The 17,570-nt window shown below is 72.0% G+C and carries 18 protein-coding genes; 10 read left to right on the top strand and 8 right to left on the bottom strand.

What is annotated here, in order from left to right; genetic code table 11:
* The first annotated feature begins 239 nt into the window (after positions 1 to 239).
* Positions 240 to 512 (top strand): hypothetical protein, encoded by a 273-nt coding sequence (locus tag ACH4VO_RS01020; protein ID WP_360997818.1) that lies wholly within the window; start codon positions 240 to 242, stop codon positions 510 to 512.
* 50 nt (positions 513 to 562) lie between these two features.
* Here ACH4VO_RS01020 and ACH4VO_RS01015 read toward each other — a convergent pair whose 3' ends face one another.
* Positions 563 to 1,309: a ferritin-like fold-containing protein gene (locus ACH4VO_RS01015; RefSeq protein WP_360997819.1), complete on the bottom strand. Its 747-nt coding sequence runs from the start codon at positions 1,307 to 1,309 to the stop codon at positions 563 to 565.
* A gap of 450 nt (positions 1,310 to 1,759) precedes the next feature.
* Here ACH4VO_RS01015 and ACH4VO_RS01010 point away from each other — a divergent pair, with 450 nt between their 5' ends.
* Together ACH4VO_RS01010 and ACH4VO_RS01005 are read left to right on the top strand one after the other, a co-directional pair.
* Entirely contained in the window at positions 1,760 to 3,790 is a 2,031-nt protein-coding gene (locus ACH4VO_RS01010; protein WP_360997821.1) for a DEAD/DEAH box helicase, read from the top strand.
* Positions 3,791 to 3,893: 103 nt separating this feature from the next.
* The gene (locus ACH4VO_RS01005) at positions 3,894 to 4,748 is read left to right on the top strand and encodes an alpha/beta fold hydrolase (protein ID WP_360997823.1); all 855 of its coding nucleotides are present in this window, start codon (positions 3,894 to 3,896) and stop codon (positions 4,746 to 4,748) included.
* Between the two features lie 47 nt (positions 4,749 to 4,795).
* Here the strand turns inward: ACH4VO_RS01005 and ACH4VO_RS01000 are convergent, their stop codons facing one another.
* On the bottom strand, positions 4,796 to 5,707 hold the full coding sequence (locus ACH4VO_RS01000; RefSeq protein ID WP_360997825.1) for an NYN domain-containing protein: 912 nt from the start codon (positions 5,705 to 5,707) through the stop codon (positions 4,796 to 4,798).
* A gap of 210 nt (positions 5,708 to 5,917) precedes the next feature.
* On the opposite strand from ACH4VO_RS01000, the gene ACH4VO_RS00995 reads away from it, so the two are divergent.
* Positions 5,918 to 6,070, top strand: a complete 153-nt coding sequence (locus ACH4VO_RS00995) for a hypothetical protein (RefSeq protein WP_360997827.1) — start codon at positions 5,918 to 5,920, stop codon at positions 6,068 to 6,070.
* Positions 6,071 to 6,171: 101 nt separating this feature from the next.
* Here ACH4VO_RS00995 and ACH4VO_RS00990 read toward each other — a convergent pair whose 3' ends face one another.
* The 3 genes from ACH4VO_RS00990 to ACH4VO_RS00980 form a co-directional block, all read right to left on the bottom strand.
* The gene (locus ACH4VO_RS00990; protein WP_360997829.1) at positions 6,172 to 6,777 is read right to left on the bottom strand and encodes a MarC family protein; all 606 of its coding nucleotides are present in this window, start codon (positions 6,775 to 6,777) and stop codon (positions 6,172 to 6,174) included.
* A gap of 162 nt (positions 6,778 to 6,939) precedes the next feature.
* Positions 6,940 to 7,815: a PHP domain-containing protein gene (locus tag ACH4VO_RS00985; RefSeq protein ID WP_360997830.1), complete on the bottom strand. Its 876-nt coding sequence runs from the start codon at positions 7,813 to 7,815 to the stop codon at positions 6,940 to 6,942.
* Positions 7,816 to 7,902: 87 nt separating this feature from the next.
* Positions 7,903 to 8,547: a DUF6758 family protein gene (locus ACH4VO_RS00980; RefSeq protein ID WP_360997832.1), complete on the bottom strand. Its 645-nt coding sequence runs from the start codon at positions 8,545 to 8,547 to the stop codon at positions 7,903 to 7,905.
* A gap of 178 nt (positions 8,548 to 8,725) precedes the next feature.
* Between ACH4VO_RS00980 and ACH4VO_RS00975 the strand changes: the two genes are divergently transcribed.
* Entirely contained in the window at positions 8,726 to 9,958 is a 1,233-nt protein-coding gene (locus ACH4VO_RS00975) for an MFS transporter (protein ID WP_360997833.1), read from the top strand.
* Positions 9,959 to 10,037: 79 nt separating this feature from the next.
* On the opposite strand, the gene ACH4VO_RS00970 is transcribed toward ACH4VO_RS00975, so the two are convergent.
* Entirely contained in the window at positions 10,038 to 10,622 is a 585-nt protein-coding gene (locus ACH4VO_RS00970) for a suppressor of fused domain protein (RefSeq protein WP_360997834.1), read from the bottom strand.
* Positions 10,623 to 11,029: 407 nt separating this feature from the next.
* Here ACH4VO_RS00970 and ACH4VO_RS00965 point away from each other — a divergent pair, with 407 nt between their 5' ends.
* Together ACH4VO_RS00965 and ACH4VO_RS00960 are read left to right on the top strand one after the other, a co-directional pair.
* Positions 11,030 to 12,145 carry a magnesium and cobalt transport protein CorA gene (locus ACH4VO_RS00965; RefSeq protein ID WP_360997836.1) on the top strand — a complete coding sequence of 372 codons (1,116 nt, stop codon included), beginning with the start codon at positions 11,030 to 11,032 and terminating at the stop codon, positions 12,143 to 12,145.
* Positions 12,146 to 12,157: 12 nt separating this feature from the next.
* Positions 12,158 to 12,676 carry a hypothetical protein gene (locus ACH4VO_RS00960; protein ID WP_360997838.1) on the top strand — a complete coding sequence of 173 codons (519 nt, stop codon included), beginning with the start codon at positions 12,158 to 12,160 and terminating at the stop codon, positions 12,674 to 12,676.
* A gap of 13 nt (positions 12,677 to 12,689) precedes the next feature.
* Here the strand turns inward: ACH4VO_RS00960 and ACH4VO_RS00955 are convergent, their stop codons facing one another.
* On the bottom strand, positions 12,690 to 13,463 hold the full coding sequence (locus tag ACH4VO_RS00955; RefSeq protein WP_360997839.1) for a hypothetical protein: 774 nt from the start codon (positions 13,461 to 13,463) through the stop codon (positions 12,690 to 12,692).
* A 170-nt stretch (positions 13,464 to 13,633) separates the two neighbouring features.
* Between ACH4VO_RS00955 and ACH4VO_RS00950 the strand changes: the two genes are divergently transcribed.
* From ACH4VO_RS00950 to ACH4VO_RS00940, 3 genes are read left to right on the top strand one after another with little or no spacing between them, the layout of a single operon-like run.
* Positions 13,634 to 14,908, top strand: a complete 1,275-nt coding sequence (locus tag ACH4VO_RS00950; RefSeq protein WP_360997840.1) for a magnesium transporter MgtE N-terminal domain-containing protein — start codon at positions 13,634 to 13,636, stop codon at positions 14,906 to 14,908.
* Entirely contained in the window at positions 14,898 to 15,458 is a 561-nt protein-coding gene (locus ACH4VO_RS00945; protein WP_360997842.1) for a DUF1003 domain-containing protein, read from the top strand. The genes ACH4VO_RS00950 and ACH4VO_RS00945 overlap by 11 nt, the downstream gene beginning before the upstream one ends.
* A gap of 43 nt (positions 15,459 to 15,501) precedes the next feature.
* Positions 15,502 to 16,635, top strand: coding sequence for an Mrp/NBP35 family ATP-binding protein (locus ACH4VO_RS00940; protein ID WP_360997843.1), 1,134 nt, complete (start codon positions 15,502 to 15,504; stop codon positions 16,633 to 16,635).
* 166 nt (positions 16,636 to 16,801) lie between these two features.
* On the opposite strand, the gene ACH4VO_RS00935 is transcribed toward ACH4VO_RS00940, so the two are convergent.
* Positions 16,802 to 17,464, bottom strand: coding sequence for a hypothetical protein (locus tag ACH4VO_RS00935; RefSeq protein ID WP_360997845.1), 663 nt, complete (start codon positions 17,462 to 17,464; stop codon positions 16,802 to 16,804).
* Between the last annotated feature and the right edge of the window lie 106 nt (positions 17,465 to 17,570).

Genomic DNA, 17,570 nt, shown 5'->3' with positions numbered 1-17,570 from the left:
CCCTGGCGGTAGGGGCCCCCCCCGCCCGCCGGGGGGGGGTTGGGGTGGGGGTTGGGCCCCCCCCCCCCCCCGCCCGGGGGGGGGGGGCCGGGGGGGGGCCCCCCCCCCCCCCCCGCCGCGCTGTCCTGCGTGTCGCCCGGTGGGGTCTCCGGGCGCGGAGGAGGATTGCGTCCTGCGGGCCCCGGGTAGTACGGCCTACGACCGACCGCCCGCCGTGCGATCAAGCGAGGTGACCTGCTGTGCTCTGGGAATCCACCGGCTCCGTCCTGCTGGGGCTGGCCCTGTCCTGGGTCGCGCTCCGCTCCCTGCCGGAGCGGCTGCCGTCCCCCCGCACGGTGTTCCTCACCGGCCCGCTCGGCGCGCTGTTCGGCACGTATCTGACGCACTCGACCCTGGGGCCGGGCTCCGTACTGGCGACCGGCGCAGGCGCCGTCCTGGTCGGGTCGGTGACGCTCTCCCTGCTGATCCGCCCGCGCCGCCGGAGGCCGGTGCGGTCCGCGACGGCCCAGTAGACGGGACGCGCGCCGGCCGGGCCGGGGGCCGGGCCGGCGCGGGACTCCGGTCAGGCCGCGAGGCCGAGCGCCGCCATCCGCTTGGTGTGGGCCTCCGTGATCCGGGAGAACATCCGGCCGACCTCGGCGAGGTCGAAACCGTCCGCCACGCCTCCCACCAGCATCGTCGACAGGGCGTCGCGGTCCGCGACCACCCGCTGCGCCTGGGAGAGCGCCTCCCCCATCAGCCTGCGCGCCCACAGGGCGAGCCGCCCGCCGACCCGGGGCTCCGCCTCGATGGCGGCGCGCACCTTCTCGACCGCGAAGTTGCCGTGTCCGGTGTCGTCGAGCACGGAGAGGACGAGGGAACGGGTGTCCTTGTCCAGGCGTGCGGCGATCTCCCGGTAGAAGTCGCTGGCGATCGAGTCACCGACGTACGCCTTGACCAGCCCTTCCAGCCAGTCCGACGGCGCGGTCTGCCGGTGGAAGTCGTCGAGCGCCTTGCCGAAGGGCTCCATGGCGACGGTCGGCTCCTCGTCGATAGCGGTGAGCCGGTCGGTCAGCTGCTCGAAATGCTGGAATTCGGCGGACGCCATCCTCGCCAGTGCCGCCTTGTCCCCGAGGGTCGGCGCGAGTTTCGCGTCCTCGGCCAGCCGCTCGAAGGCCGCGAGTTCCCCGTAGGCGAGTGCGCCGAGCAGATCCACCACGGCGGCGCGGTAGTGCGCGTCGGCGGACGCCGTGGCCCAGTCCTGGGCGGCGATCCCGGTGGGTGCGGGGGCTTCGTCGGATGCTTCAGTGGCGTTGTCAGGCGTCTCCATGCAGCGCAGAATAGCCCGCCCGCCGGGAGGCGGAAGGGCCCGGCCGACCGAAGACATCACACCGTTCCGATCAATTCGCCCAACACACATGCACGAATCCGGGGTACAGTGGTATTGCGCTTACTGAGCATTTTCCTGTGCCAGGAGCGCGACCTTGAATGAGGATGCCCGGTCGGTGGCCCGATCGGCTCCGACCCGACAGCCCTCCCCGCGGTGCGTACGCCACGTACGACCGCAGATGAGGGGCCCCCTCAGCGGCACGAGCGCTCGAGCGACGGCAGTGGTCCCGCGCCACCCGGCCCATCCACGGCCGGATGACCAACCCCGGCACGGTACGACCCCCAGCGTTCGCCTCGGGCCGCGTCTCACAGAAGAGGCAGCACCCTGACTACGTTCCGCGACCTCGGAATCCTTACCGAGACGGCCGAAGCCCTCGAGGCGGTCGGCATCATGTCCCCCTTCCCCATCCAGGAGATGACGCTTCCCGTAGCGCTCTCCGGGTCCGACGTCATCGGCCAGGCCAAGACCGGCACCGGCAAGACGCTCGGTTTCGGTCTTCCGCTCCTGGAGCGAGTGACCGTCCCCGCCGACGTCGAGGCCGGCCGGGCCGCGCCCGAGAAGCTGACGGACGCGCCCCAGGCGCTCATCGTGGTCCCCACCCGCGAGCTGTGCCAGCAGGTCACCAACGACCTGCTCACCGCCGGCAAGGTCCGTAACGTCCGCGTTCTCGCGATCTACGGCGGCCGGGCGTACGAGCCCCAGGTCGAGGCCCTCAAGAAGGGTGTCGACGTGATCGTCGGCACCCCGGGCCGGCTGCTCGACCTGGCCGGTCAGCGCAAGCTCGACCTCTCGCACATCCGCGTCCTCGTCCTCGACGAGGCCGACGAGATGCTGGACCTGGGCTTCCTGCCCGACGTCGAGCGCATCATCACGATGCTGCCGCCGAAGCGCCAGACGATGCTGTTCTCGGCCACGATGCCCGGCGCCGTCATCAGCCTCGCGCGCCGCTACATGTCCCAGCCGACGCACATCAACGCCACGTCACCCGACGACGAGGGCACGACCGTCAAGAACACGGCGCAGTACGTCTACCGCGCCCACTCGATGGACAAGCCCGAGATGGTCTCGCGCATCCTCCAGGCCGAGGGCCGCGGGCTGGCGATGATCTTCTGCCGTACCAAGCGCACCGCCGCCGACATCGCCGAGCAGCTGGAGAAGCGCGGTTTCGCGTCCGGCGCGGTCCACGGCGACCTCGGCCAGGGCGCCCGTGAGCAGGCGCTGCGCGCCTTCCGCAACGGCAAGGTGGACGTCCTCGTCTGCACCGACGTCGCCGCGCGCGGCATCGACGTCGAGGGCGTGACCCATGTCATCAACTACCAGTCGCCGGAGGACGAGAAGACCTACCTCCACCGCATCGGGCGTACCGGCCGCGCGGGCGCCAAGGGCATCGCGATCACGCTGGTGGACTGGGACGACATCCCGCGCTGGCAGCTGATCAACAAGGCCCTGGACCTGAAGTTCCCGGACCCGCCCGAGACGTACTCCACCTCGCCGCACCTGTACGAGGACCTGGGCATCCCGGCCGGCACCAAGGGGGTCCTGCCGCGCGCCGAGCGGACCCGTGCGGGTCTGCGGGCCGAGGAGATCGAGGACCTGGGCGAGACGGGCGGCCGCGGCCGAAAGTCCGCCGCCCCGGCCCCGGCGCCCCGCGAGGAGCGCCCCCCGCGCACGCCTCGCCAGCGTCGTCGCACGCGCGGTGGCAGCAGCGCCGAGGAAGCCGCAGTGACGGTGCCCGCGCCGTCGGCGGAGTCCGCGCCGCCGGTGGAGCCCGCCGCGGCTGACGAGGCCGCGGAGCCGCGTACACCGCGCCGCAGGCGCCGTACCCGCGTCGCCGCGCCCGAAGGCGTGTCGGCGGTGGCCGAGGCCCCGGCCGTCGCGAAGGCCGCTCCGGCCGCCGTGGAAACCGTCACCGCCGTGGCGCAGGCCGCTCCCGCCGCCCCGGCGCAGGAGACGGTGGCCGAGGCGAAGCCGCGCCGCCGCAGCCGCGCCGCGGTCGCCGCGCCGGTGACCGACGCGGTCGCCGCCCCGGCGGCCGAGCCCGTGGTCGACTTCCAGACGGTGGCCGGCGGCGCTCCGGCGCCGGAGCCCGTGGCCACCAGGCCGCGACGGCGTGCCCGTGTGGTGAAGCCCGCCGACGAGGTCGACTTCCAGATCGCGCCGGTCTCCGAGCCCGCGACCGAGACGAGGGCGCGCCGTCGTCCCCGTACCGCCGCCAAGCCGAGGACCGAAGCGGTCGCCGTGGCCCCGGCCGTGGCGGAGGACGCGGAGACCAGGCCGCGCCGCCGTCGGCCGCGTACCGCCGTGAAGGTGGAGAACGCCGCGGTCACCTCCGAGGCCGCGACGGGCGAGGAGCAGGCCCCCGCGAAGCCCCGCCGCCGCCGCGCCCGCGCGACGACGGCCGCCGAGACGCCCGAGAGCTGACCGGCCCCGCCTCCGCCGTACGGCCCCGGCCCCCGCTCACCGGGGGGCCGGGGCCGTACGTCTGCGCGGGACGCGGCCGGCTCCCCGGCGATAACCTCGCTGCATGAGCCGGCCTCCCACCTTCACCCCGCCCCCCTGCGCCCGTGCCCGCACCCTGTCCACGGAGCGCGGGGGCTTCGCCGTGCTGGACGCCGTCCCGGCTGCCGGGGCACGCGCGACAGCGCTCCTGCTGCCCGGGTACACCGGCAGCAAGGAGGACTTCGTCGCTCTGCTCGAACCCCTCGCGGACGCCGGGTTCCGGGTCGTCTCGGTGGACGGCCGCGGACAGTACGAGACCGAGGGCACGGGTCGCCAGGAGTCGTATGTCCAGGCCGAGTTGGCCCGGGACGTGCTGGCTCAGGCCGATGCGCTCAGGGGTGCCGGAGCGCCCGGAGGCCTCCATCTGCTCGGGCACTCCCTGGGCGGCCAGATCGCCCGCGCCGCGGTCCTCCTGGATCCCTCGCCCTTCCGTTCGCTGACCCTGATGTCGTCCGGTCCGGCCGAGATCTCCCCCGACCAGCAGAAGAAGGCGCGCCTGCTGGCCGACACGCTGAGCCGCTGGAGCATGGCCGAGGTCTGGCAGGCCATGCGCGCCATGGATCCGCCCGAGGACGCCGACATCGGCGACGGGGAGGACCTGCGCCGCCGCTGGATGCGGCACGACCCGGCGCAGCTGATCGCCACGGGCGCGCAGCTGTCGTCCGAGCCGGACCGGGTGGACGAACTCGCCGCGCTGCCGCTGCCCGTCCATGTGGTGTCGGGCGAGAGCGACGACGTCTGGCCGGTGCCGCTGCTCGACGGCATGGCGCGGCGGCTCGGCGCGCGGCGCACGGTGGTCGAGGGAGCCGAGCACTCCCCGAACACGGCGAGGCCGCGGGAGACCGCGGCCGCCCTCGTGTCGTTCTGGGAGTCCCTCTGAGCCGCGGGCCGGCCGGAGGGAATCCCGGCGGCCGGCCCGCCCGGGGGTCAGTACTGCGCCTGCAGGTGGTGCCAGAAGCCGTCGCGCAGCGCCCGCCGCAGGTGGGCGTGGCCGCGCAGGGAGTGCTGCAGCAGCCGTTCGGCCTCGACGAGGAGATCCTGGTCGACGGAGCCCGGCAGGTAGGGGTGCCCGGGCAGCAGGTCCGCGAGCGCCTCCCGGCCGCGTGAGGCGAGCCAGCCGGCGGCGATCTGAGCGCCGACGAAGCGGACGTCCTCGCGGGAGGGGGCCGGACTGTCGTCCTCGTACATCGTGACGGGGCGCCGGGTCACGTACGGCCGGCAGAAGTCGAGGTCGAAGGTCCGCTGGCTGTCGACCTCCCAGAGCAGCGGCTCGGCCTGGTTGCGCCCCTCGCCGGCCTCGATGCCCCACAGGTGCACGCGCGCCCCGTAGCCCTGCGCGGACTCGACGGCCGACACCAGGTCCTCGTCGCCGCCGACGAGTGCCGCGTCGCTGATGGCCCGGTGCCGTGCGAGGGACTCGAGGTCGGTGCGGATGAGCGAGTCGACGCCCTTCTGCTGGTTGCTGGCGTTGAGGTTGCCGAGCCGGACCTTGACGTCGGGGAGTTCGGCGATGGCCTGCTGTTCGGCGGTGTGGATCCGGCGCCTGGCCCCGTCGTACCAGTAGACGCGCAGGAGTCTGCTGTCCGCGAAGATCGTGCGGGCCTTGTCGATGAAGGCTTCGATCAGCCCTTCCGCGTCGAGGTCGAAGGAGCGCCGGTCCTCGGTACCGGTGACGAGCAGGCCGGCGGCGGCGTACACGTATCCCGCGTCCACGAAGATCGCGTGCGTGGAGGGTGTCTTCGACACCTCCGCGAGGACGCGCTGGAGCAGTTCGTTGGTGCGGTCCAACTGTGCGCGGATGTCCGGGGCTTCGTCCGGCCGCGTGTCCGCGTGATTCATCGGGCCCTCATCGTCTGCGCGCGCTCGGTTACCCGCTGGTACTTAGACATCCAAAAAATTTCCTTAGCGTAGGGAATGTTTGCAAAGGGCAAGCCGTTGTGACGAGTGTGGGACACGGACGCTCGGCGTTCCGGGCCCCACATCCTTGTGGACGGCCAGCCCGTCCTCCCCGTAGTTCTCCAGCAGGAGGATCAGACGAAGGGAAGCCTTATGCGCTTCGAGATCATGCGACTCGACGATGTCGACGGTACCGCCGTGGACAGCACCGTCGTGGACGCCGCCTCCGTCAACCGGATCGTGCAGCAGGCCGCCTTCATGGGCCAGCGCATCTACATCCGGCCGGCCGACACGTCGGCCTCGTAACACCTGGCATCGCTCGCGCCGCTGAGGACAAGCGGATGAGGAGCTGAAGACGAGGCGCCCCCGCACGGCAGGTCCGTGCGGGGGCGCTGTGGTGTCCGGGGTCAGGAGTTCTGGATGACCTGGGTGACGCCGTTGATGATCTGCTGGACGGCGATCGCGGAGAGCATCATCCCGGCGAGCCGGGTCACCAGCACCACTCCGCCGTCCCTGATCACGCGGATGATCAGCAGCGAGTAGCGCATGGTCAGCCAGAGCACCACGTGCATGGCGAAGATCGCCGACCAGACCGAGACCTGACCACCGACACCGTCGGCGTGCTGCACCGCGAGGATCACCGAGACGATCGCGCCGGGCCCTGCGAGCAGCGGCATGCCCAGCGGCACGAGGGCCACGTTGACGTCCTTCGTCTGCGTCGGCTCGTCGGTCTTGCCGGTGAGCAGGTCCAGCGCGATCAGCAGGAGCAGGAGTCCGCCCGCGATCATCAGTGCCGGTACGGAGACGTGCAGGTAGTCGAGGATCTGCTGGCCGAGCACTCCGAAGACGGCTATCACGCCGAAGGCGACGGAGACCGCCTGCAGGGCCATGCCGCGCTGCACCTTGGCGGGGCGCCCGGCGGTGAGGGCCAGGAAGATGGGCGTGATTCCGGGCGGATCCATGATCACAAAAAGGGTGAGAAAGAGGGATCCGAAGACAGCGATGTCGAACACAGTGAGCCTTGCGAGAGAAGAGCGGGTCGAACAGGGAGGTGCGCGGGCCGCGAACGCCACGGCACCCGGACGCGCGCGGGCGGCGGCGGGAGGTGGCGCGGGAAGGGAAGCGCGCGGAGAACTCGTCGTGCGCGGGGAGGGCCCGTGGAGCGGCAGGGCCCGTCAGGCGCGGAACTCGTGGACGGGTCCGCCGGCGCCGGGCACGGGGAAAGCCCCCGTGGCGCGCCGGGTGATCTCGCCGTAGATCTCGGGGTCCGTGGTGAACGCCCCGAGCGGGACGGTCTTGCGGGTGCCGTGGTAGTCACTGGAACCGGTGGGCAGCAGCCCCAGTCCGGCGGCGAGCCCCCGCAGCCGCGCCCGGGTGGGCTCGTCGTGGTCCATGTGGTCGACCTCGATGCCGTCGAGACCGGCGGCGGCCAGACCGGCGATCACGGACTCCGGCGCCACCGCACCCCGCTTGACGGCGCGGGGGTGGGCGAGGACGGTGACACCGCCCGCCGCCTTGACCAGCCGGACCGCGTCGAACGGGTCGAGCTCGTGCTTCTCCGCGTAGGCGCGGCCGCCGTTCGCGAGCCAGGCGGGGGTGAAGGCGTCGGACACCGAGTCGACGACGCCGAGTTCCACGAGGGCGGACGCCACATGGGGGCGGCCGACGGAGCCGTCACCGGCGATCCTGGCGACCTGCTCCCAGCTGACCGGGACACCGAGCTCCTGGAGCTTGCGGACCATGGCCTGCGCGCGGGGCACCCGGTCGTCCCGGACCAGCTCGCGCTCTCGCGCCAGTTCGGGTTCCGAGGGGTCGAAGAGATACGCCAGCATGTGCAGGCCCACACCGTCGACACGGCAGGAGAGCTCCGCTCCCGTGACGAGAGTGAGGCCGGCGGGGAGGGCCGCCAGGGCTTCCGCGTGACCGCCCACCGTGTCGTGGTCGGTCAGGGCGACCACGTCGAGGCCGGCCGCCGCTGCGGCGGCCATGAGCCCGGCCGGGGTGTCCGTGCCGTCCGACGCGGTGGAGTGGGTGTGCAGGTCGATGCGCACGACGCGTACTCCAGGGCTGCGGGCGGGCGGGGGACGCTCAAGGATAACCGGAAGGCACCCTGCCGCCCGCCGCCGCCGGCGCCCCGCTCAGGGGGGCGTGAGCAGCCGGGGGGTGAGCGCTCCGCACGGCACGAGGTCCGTTTCCCCGCTCGCGTCGCGCAGATCGGTCAGCACCAGGTCGTCGTACATCATCAGCCCCGACTGTTCGGGCCAGACGATCGCCCAGAGCCACAGACCGCACGCCTCACCGGCGAACACGGCCCGGTCGCCGGCACAGTCCTTCACCTGCCACAGCGGGGTGGGCCGGCCCGCGGCGAGCAGCTTGGCGTCGGGGGCGCCGTCGAGCCGCAGGCCCGCGCCGGGGTCGAGGCCGTCGATACCGGCGTAGCGCGCCCCGAGCCCCACACCGAGCTCCTCGGCGACGAGCAGCATCTCGCACAGACCGCCCAGCGGCCCGGGTCCCGAGCAGGCCACGGCGGTCGCCCGTCCGCCGCTGCGGTCGTCCCCCGCGTACGCCGCGCCCGTGAACAGCCAGCCCACGGGGAGCGGCCAGGGCATCCACACCGGCACGCGGGCCCGGTGGACGACCACGCCGAGCGCCTCGACGCTGGGCGGGATCACCGGCTGCATGGGGTGCACCGGACCGTGGGCCGAGCACTGCCAGGCATCGGCGAAGAGGCCGGGCGCCCTGACCCGGCCACCGCACTTCGGGCAACTGGGTTCGCCCCTCATAGCGCCCAACGGTCCTCTCCGGCCGCCGCCGCGTCAAGGACGATCACCCGTCCGCAGCGTGGCCCGGGCCGGGGAGGAGGCGCCGGAGGACCATAGAGATAGATGTAACTTGCATTCATTAGAGCGTCTAACTTATTCTGTGCATGACGCAACGATCGAGTGGAAGTGAGGGAAACCCATGCGGGAAGAGGACCCGTTCGACGAAGGAGCGACCAGCCTCCTGCGCCAGCCCAAGGCCGTCTGGGCCACCGCGGGCGCCTCGGTGGTGGCCTTCATGGGCATCGGCCTGGTGGACCCGATCCTGCCGTCCATCGCAGAAGGGCTGGAAGCGACGCCCAGCCAGGTGTCCCTGCTGTTCACGTCGTACTTCCTGATCACCGCCGTCGCGATGCTCCTCACGGGATTCGTCTCCAGCCGCATCGGCGGCCGCAGGACCCTGCTGGCCGGCCTGGCGCTCGTGGTCGTCTTCGCCGCGCTTTCGGGCACCTCCTCGTCCGTCGCCGAACTGGTCGGCTTCCGGGCCGGCTGGGGCCTCGGCAACGCGCTGTTCGTCTCGACCGCCCTCGCGGTGATCGTCGGAGCGGCCGCCGGGGGCAGTGCGGCGGCGATCCTGCTGTACGAGTCGGCGCTCGGCCTCGGCATGGCCTGCGGGCCACTGGTCGGCGCCCTGCTGGGTGACGCCAGCTGGCGCTACCCCTTCTTCGGCACCGCGGCCCTGATGGCCATCGGGTTCCTCTGCATCACCGCCTTCCTGAAGGAGCAGCCCCTGCCCGCCCGCAGGACCTCCCTGCTCGACCCGGTGAAGGCGCTGGGCCATCGCGGTCTGGCCTCGGTCGCGGCCTCGGCGTTCTTCTACAACTACGCCTTCTTCACCGCCCTGGCCTTCACCCCCTTCGTGCTGGACATGTCGCCGTACAGGTCGGGGGCGGTGTTCTTCGCCTGGGGCCTGCTCCTCGCCGTCTTCTCCGTACTCGTCGCCCCGCGGCTGCAACGGCGCCTCGGTTCCCTGAAGGTGCTCGGCGCCTCACTGGTACTGCTCGCCGTCGACCTGGTCGTCCTCGGGTACGGCGGCCACACGGCGGCCGTCGTCTGCACCGTCGCCTCGGGCGCCTTCATCGGGATGAACAACACCGTCTACACCGAGCTGGCCCTCGGCGTGTCGGACGCACCACGCCCGGTGGCGAGTGCCGGGTACAACTTCGTCCGCTGGTTCGCCGCGGCCGCGGCCCCCTACTTCGCACCGAAGATCGAGGAGTGGAGCGACGTCCACATCCCGTTCGTCGTGGCGGCGGCCGCCGCCCTCGTGGGCGCATCGGTCGTCCTGGCACGGCGCTCGGCGCTGACCCACCGGGCCGCGGAGCTGGAGCCGAGGCACGCCGCCGAGGACGGTGTCACGGTCTTCGCCGACTGACCGCGCGGCCGACGTGCCCGCCCGGCCACGGACCTCGCGGCCGGGCTGCGGGCTGCGGGCTGCGGGTCCTTACGGCCCGTCAGTCCAGCGGCACGGAAGCGCGCAGCGGGTCCCTCAGGTCCGTCCCCCGGGCCAGCCAGCGCTCCTGGAGTGCCGCCGCCCCCTTGACCCGCTTCCAGGCGGCCTCGTTGGGCGTCATCGGCAGCAGTGGCAGGAAGCTCACCGGATCCATCGGGGCGTCCAGCTCTAGATCCTCGACCAGACCACCCGGCTCGGCGACCAGCACGGAGGAGAACGGCGCCCCCGTCCACAGGGGCTGCCCGAGGTCCAGCGACGCACCCGGAGCCACGACGAGCCCCTCGACCTGCGGGGAGGCGGCGAGGACCGCGAGCGGGCGCAGCACCTGGTCGGTGTCGGCGAGTCCCACCCGTACGGAGAGGACCAGTTCGGCGCGGGGGCCCTTCACCGGGTCGGCGAGCGGGGAGGTCGGGTCGGCCATCGGGTGGGCCGACATGCCGAGTGTGGCGTAGCGCACCACGTCACCGTCGATGAAGCGGAGTACCTCGATGCGGTCCGTGCCGAGGAACGTCACGTCGGCGCGCGCGTCCGGTTCCCCCAGGGCCGAGCGGAGCCGGGCTTCGACCAGATCAAGAATTTCTCGCATACCGCGAGCATAGAACGCGCCTGGAACGGGCAAAGGAAGGAATTGGCTCCGAGGCGCTGATAGCCTGGGCCGTCGGTCGGGACAGCGCGCAGAAGCGTCGCTCTCAGTCCTGACAACACGTGATCCCCCACGGGGGACCGGCCGGAGGAGGTGGGGCCGCGGTGGATCCAAGTCGACCGTGCAGTACCAGCCGCTCTTCCGCACGCTGCCTTCCTTCTGTGGCCTGACGCCCTTCCCGGACGTACCCGCAGCAGCTCGCGCTACGGAAGAGCACCTCGTTTTTGCCTGTCTGTAGCGAACGCCGTCATCGCGCCCGCGCGGTGCCGCCCGCTTTGCGGACGTGAGCGCACGTCCCCATTCCGGGCTGTTCCACGCCCCGCCGACGGCCCTCCGTGAAGGAGCCAGCCATGTCGATGATCCGCGACCTGCGCGCCGCCGTGCGCCCGTCCCTCCGCAAGAGCAACGCCCCGTACAACAGCTACGACACCACCCGCGACCCGTCCGCCTCCAGCGCCGTCGTCGACTGCGCTGTCTACCGGGACGGACGCCGGCTCACGGCGGACGGCTGCCGGACACCGCACGAGGCGATGCTGCGGGTGCGGGAGGAGGGCGGCTTCGCCTGGATCGGCCTGCATGAGCCGACCGAGGAGGAATTCGCCGGTATCGCGAGGGAGTTCGGACTCCACCCGCTCGCCGTCGAGGACGCGGTCCACGCCCACCAGCGGCCCAAGCTGGAGCGGTACGACGACACGCTGTTCACCGTCTTCAAGACCATCCACTACGTGGAGCACGCCGAACTGACCGCGACCAGCGAGGTCGTGGAGACCGGTGAGGTGATGTGCTTCACCGGCCGGGACTTCGTCATCACCGTCCGGCACGGCGGTCAGGGCTCGTTGCGCGCCCTGCGCCACCGGCTCCAGGACGACCCCGAACTGCTCGCCAAGGGTCCCTCCGCCGTCCTGCACTCCATCGCCGACCACGTCGTCGACGGCTACATCGCGGTCGCCTCGTCCGTGCAGGACGACATCGACGAGGTGGAGATCGACGTGTTCTCCACGCCGGCCAAGGGCGGTCCGCGCGGCGCGGACGCCGGCCGGATCTACCAGCTCAAGCGCGAGGTACTGGAGTTCAAGCGGGCGGTGTCCCCGCTGCTGCGGCCGATGCAGCTGCTGAGCGAGCGCCCGATGCGGCTGATCGACCCCGACATCCAGAAGTACTTCCGCGACGTGGCCGACCACCTGGCACGCGTACAGGAGGAGGTCATCGGCTTCGACGAACTGCTGAACTCGATCCTCCAGGCCAACCTCGCGCAGGCCACCGTCACGCAGAACGAGGACATGCGCAAGATCACGTCCTGGGCGGCCATCGTCGCCGTACCGACGATGATCTGCGGCGTCTACGGGATGAACTTCGAGCACATGCCCGAACTCCGGTGGACGTACGGTTATCCCATGGTGATGGGCGTCATCGGCATCGTCTGCTTCTCCATCCACCGCACCCTCAAGCGCAACGGCTGGCTCTAATAGAGTGCGCGCATGACTGCTGCTGACGCGCTGCTGGGCCGGGCCCTCGTCGAGGAGGCCACCAAGAAGTCCGGCCTGGTCTGGGTGCGGGGCTCCGGCCCCGCCCGCGCGCTGTGGCACGTGTGGCACGAGGGCGCGGCCGTGCTGGTAGGTGACGGTCCCGGCGAGCAGCCGTTCCCCGAGGGACTGGTGGCGGGCGCCCCGGCCGAGGTGACCGTCCGGAGCAAGGACAAGGGCGGCCGGATCGTCGCGTGGACCGCCGTCGTCGCGGTCCTGGAGCAGCACTCCGAGGAGTGGGAGACCGCGGTCGCCGAGCTGAAGGGCAAGCGGCTGAACGCGCCGGACGCCGAGCGGATGACCGAGCGGTGGGCACGCGAGTGCCGGGTCGTGCGGCTGGTACCGGGGGCGCCCCGTACGGAGCTTCCGGACGGCTCGCTGGCCGCGGTCCCCCTGCCGACCGCGGCGACCACCCGCCGGGCCGCGCCCGCCGCACTCCCCCGGCTGCTCCTGAAGCGGCGCGGGCGGCGCTGACGGGCGGCGCCTGTCAGCCGGAGGACCTGGGGAGCTCGCCGCCGTAGTCGACGGTGTCGTCCTCGGGCGGCGGCTCCAGGGCGAAGCTCTGGCCCCAGTCGGCGAGGGTCAGGGTCCCGCCGCCCCCTCCCCGGGCCACCCGCAGGGGGTACGGCGTGCCCTTCAGGGAGACGTCGAGCGTGCCACCCTCACCTTTTCCGCCCATGATCTGCACGGTACGCACCCCGCCGATACTGGAGCGTTCGCCCTTGTTGACCTTGCCGTGCAGCGTGAGCACCCCGTCCAGCAGGGTCTTCTTCTCCGTGAAACCGCGCAGTTGCCGGTACGTGGGATCGTCCTCGGGGACCTTCACGTACTTGCCCTGGAGCTTGTCGGCGGCGGACCGGTCGCTCTCCTCGTTGTCGCCGTCGGAGCCGTCGCCGGAGCCGTGGTTCCAGAAGCCGGCGTCGGCCTTGAGGAAGAGCTCGTCGCCGATCCGCAGCAGCGCGAACGTGCTCTGCCGCGAGGTGACCGATCCGGTGCCGCCGTCCGCGCTGAGCTGCATGTTCAGCGTGTACGTGCCGCCCTTGCTGACCAGCTTCCCGGTGAGCCGCACGGCGTCCGAGGCGGCGGCCGCCGCCCGCGCCTTGCTGTCGATCTCCGCCGCGCTCAGCTTGCCGATGCCGTTGGTCCCCTTGTCCGGGTCCTCGCCGGCGCAGGCGGTGAGTGCGGCGGTCAGCCCCGCGCAGAGCACCACGGCGAGAGCGGTCCGGCGATGAGCCCGGGCTGCCGGGGCGGAAGAGGTCACGGGCGCACTGCCTCTCGTCTGTGGGTCGGGGTGGCAGACGGCAGCGTACCCGTGCCCGGTAGGGCTTTCGGCCCAGCTCCGTACGGGCGGTCCGCCGGGGCGCACCGGACCGGCACGGGCTAGCCTGATCACTGCGAAGGAGGACGTGAGGCACGGAGGAGGCGCGGAGTATGGCGGCAGGCGCTCCCAGGGTTTTCGTCTCGCACCTTTCCGGCGTACCGGTGTTCGACCCCAATGGGGACCAGGTGGGCCGGGTCCGTGACCTGGTGGCGATGCTCAGGGTCGGCGGGCGGCCTCCGCGACTGCTCGGCATGGTGGTCGAGGTCGTGAGCCGGCGAAGGATCTTCCTGCCCATCACCCGGGTGACGGGCGTCGAGTCGGGTCAGGTCATCACCACCGGTGTGGTCAACATGCGTCGCTTCGAGCAGCGCCCGACCGAGCGGCTGGTCCTCGGCGAGTTCCTCGACCGGCGGGTGCGTCTGGTGGAGACCGGCGAGGAGGTCACCGTCCTCGATGTCGCCATCCAGCAGCTCCCGGCCCGCCGCGACTGGGAGATCGACAAGTTCTTCGTACGCAAGGGAAGGGGCGGCGCGCTGCGCCGCAAGGGCGAGACGCTGACCGTGGAGTGGTCGGCGATCAGCGGCTTCTCGCTGGAGGAGCAGGGGCAGGGCGCCGAGAGCCTGGTGGCCACGTTCGAGCGGCTGCGCCCCACCGACGTCGCCAACGCCCTGCACCACCTGTCGCCCAAGCGCCGGGCCGAGGTCGCCGCGGCCCTGGACGACGACCGGCTGGCCGACGTACTGGAGGAGCTGCCCGGGGACGACCAGGTGGAGATCCTCGGCAAGCTGGAGGAGGACCGGGCCGCGGACGTGCTGGAGGCGATGGACCCGGACGACGCGGCCGACCTGCTCTCGGAGCTGCCGGAGGCCGACAAGGAACGGCTGCTCGCGCTGATGCGGCCGGACGACGCCGCCGACGTACGGCGGCTGATGGCGTACGAGGAGCGGACCGCGGGCGGGCTGATGACGACGGAGCCGATCATCCTGCGGCCCGACGCGACCGTGGCGGACGCGCTGGCCCGGGTCCGCCAGCAGGACCTGTCCCCCGCGCTGGCCGCCCAGGTGTACGTCTGCCGGTCGCCGGACGAGACGCCGACCGGCAAGTACCTGGGCACGGTGCACTTCCAGCGGTTGCTGCGCGACCCGCCGTTCACCCTGGTCAGCTCGATCGTCGACAGCGACCTCGTGCCGCTGGCCCCGGACACCCCGCTGCCCGCCGTGACCAGCTATCTGGCCGCGTACAACATGGTCTCGGTGCCCGTCGTCGACGAGAGCGGCTCACTGCTCGGCGCGGTGACCGTGGACGACGTGCTGGACCACCTGCTCCCCGAGGACTGGCGCGAGACCGACTTCGAGGGTGAGGAGGGGATGGCGGGTGGCCGCTGAGGACCGGGCGAAGGCGGCGTCGACGGGCGCGTCGGGTGTCGTACGCCCCCCGCGGCCCCGGCTCGACCAGCCGAAGGCGCCGCGGCGCCGGCTGCTGCCGGAGTACGACCCCGAGGCGTTCGGCCGCTTCTCGGAGCGCATCGCCCGCTTCCTGGGCACCGGGCGGTTCATCGTCTGGATGACGCTGATCATCATCATCTGGGTGGTGTGGAACATCTGCGCACCGGCGGCGGTCCGGTTCGACGAGTACCCGTTCATCTTCCTGACCCTGATGCTCTCCCTCCAGGCCTCGTACGCGGCCCCGCTGATCCTGCTCGCGCAGAACCGTCAGGACGACCGCGACCGCGTCACCCACGAACAGGACAGGAAGCAGAACGAGCGCTCGATCGCGGACACCGAATACCTCACCCGGGAGATCGCCGCGCTCCGGATGGGCCTCGGCGAGGTCGCCACCCGGGACTGGATCCGCTCGGAACTGGAGGCGATGGTGAAGGACATGGAGGAGCGCCGGGTCGTCCTCCCGTCCGAGAGTGACGAAGGCGACCGCTGAGTGGCTGCCCGCGCGTAGGCTCCGGCGCCGTACCATCGTCCGTATGGCTACGGAAGACGCGGTGCGCGAAGCACTGGCGACAGTGAACGACCCGGAGATCCACCGACCGATCACCGAGCTGGGCATGGTGAAATCGGTCGAAATCGATCCTGACGGTGTAGTCGCTGTCACCGTGTACCTCACGGTCTCCGGCTGCCCGATGCGCGAGACGATCACCACGAACGTCACCGACGCGGTGGCCCGTGTCGAGGGCGTCTCGCGGGTCGAGGTGACCCTCGACGTGATGAGCGACGAGCAGCGCAAGGACCTCGCCGCCTCGCTGCGCGGCGGTACGGCGGAGCGCGAGGTGCCGTTCGCCAAGCCGGGCTCGCTGACCCGGGTCTACGCGGTCGCGTCCGGCAAGGGCGGGGTCGGCAAGTCCTCGGTGACCGTCAACCTCGCCGCGGCGATGGCGGCCGACGGGCTCAAGGTCGGCGTCGTGGACGCGGACATCTACGGGCACAGCGTGCCCCGGATGCTCGGCGCGGACGGCAAGCCGACCCAGGTCGAGAACATGATCATGCCGCCGTCCTCGCACGGCGTGAAGGTCATCTCCATCGGGATGTTCACCCCGGGCAACGCCCCGGTGGTGTGGCGCGGGCCGATGCTGCACCGCGCCCTGCAGCAGTTCCTCGCCGACGTGTACTGGGGCGACCTGGACGTCCTGCTGCTCGACCTGCCGCCGGGCACCGGTGACATCGCGATCTCCGTCGCCCAGCTCGTGCCCAACGCCGAGATCCTGGTCGTCACGACCCCGCAGCAGGCCGCTGCGGAGGTCGCCGAGCGGGCCGGCTCCATCGCCGTGCAGACGCACCAGAAGATCGTCGGCGTCGTGGAGAACATGTCGGGCATGCCGTGCCCGCACTGCGACGAGACGGTCGACGTGTTCGGTTCGGGCGGCGGGCAGCGGGTCGCCGACGGGCTGACGAAGACGGTCGGCGCCGAGGTGCCGGTCCTGGGCTCTATCCCGATCGACGTACGCCTGCGCGAGGGCGGCGACGAGGGCAAGCCCGTCGTGCTGTCCGACCCGGACTCCCCGGCCGGGGCGGCGCTGCGCTCCATCGCCGAGCGGCTGGGAGGCCGTCAGCGCGGTCTGTCCGGCATGTCGTTGGGGCTCACGCCGCGCAACAAGTTCTGAGAGCGGTGCACGCGGGAAGGGGCGGTCTCCGCGGAGACCGCCCCTTCCCGCACACCACCGCGCAGATTCCCTGCCGGCGTGTGCGGGCACCCGGCCGCAGCGCTTCCCGGCGGCGTGTGCGGCGGCCGGTCGCCGTCTCCCCCGTACCGGCCGGCCCGCGCGGTGCTCAGTCGCCGTACGACGCGATGTCGCCGATCACGGAGAAGCCCAGGCCGTACGCGCTCATGCCGCGCCCGTACGCGCCGATGTGCACCCCGTCCGGCGCCGATCCCGCGAGCACCCAGCCGAACTCCGACTCCCGGTAGTGGAATTCCACCGGCACGCCGTCCACGGGGAGCGAGAGCGTCGACCAGGGCGCCTGCTCCAGGTCGTCGGCGAGCTCGAAGGCGGTCTCGGTCTGCTGGTCCAGCCATTCGCCACGCAGGGTGTGGTCCATCTGCGGGGGCCAGGTGTGGGACAGCAGGGCCGACCCGGCCAGCCACGCCGCGGAGGAGACCGTGGTGGCCTCCAGCACCCCCGTGCCGTCCCCGCTGTTCCGTACCGGGCTGCTGCCCACGGTCACGACGACGGCGAAACGTGCCTTCTCCGCGCCCGCGTCGGCCCGTACGACGGGCTCCTCGCCGTGCCCGGTGGATCCGTGCTGTACCGTTCCGTCCGCCGCGGCGGCCACGTGCATCAGCCAGCGCGGACCGGTGAAGGCCTCGTCCAGCCCGTACCAGGGGAACGGTGCCTTGAGATAGCCGTCGACAGTACGCCGGGCCGTCGGCGCTCCTTCCGCGGTGGCTGCGCGGGGCGCACCGTCCGCCCCTACCCGACTCGTCGTCTCCACTGCCCGGCCGCCTCCTCGATCTGTCAATGATCCGGCGCGGCCCGCCCCCACGGGACACGGGCAACCTCGCTACCGGACAGATGGAGAATAGCCATACCGTCCGGAC

The sequence above is a fragment of the Streptomyces sp. NPDC020780 genome (genome assembly GCF_044334475.1).
Classification (GTDB): Bacteria; Actinomycetota; Actinomycetes; order Streptomycetales; family Streptomycetaceae; genus Streptomyces.
The sequence above is the reverse complement of the archived record's forward strand: the minus strand, read 5'-3'. Positions and strand labels throughout refer to the sequence as shown.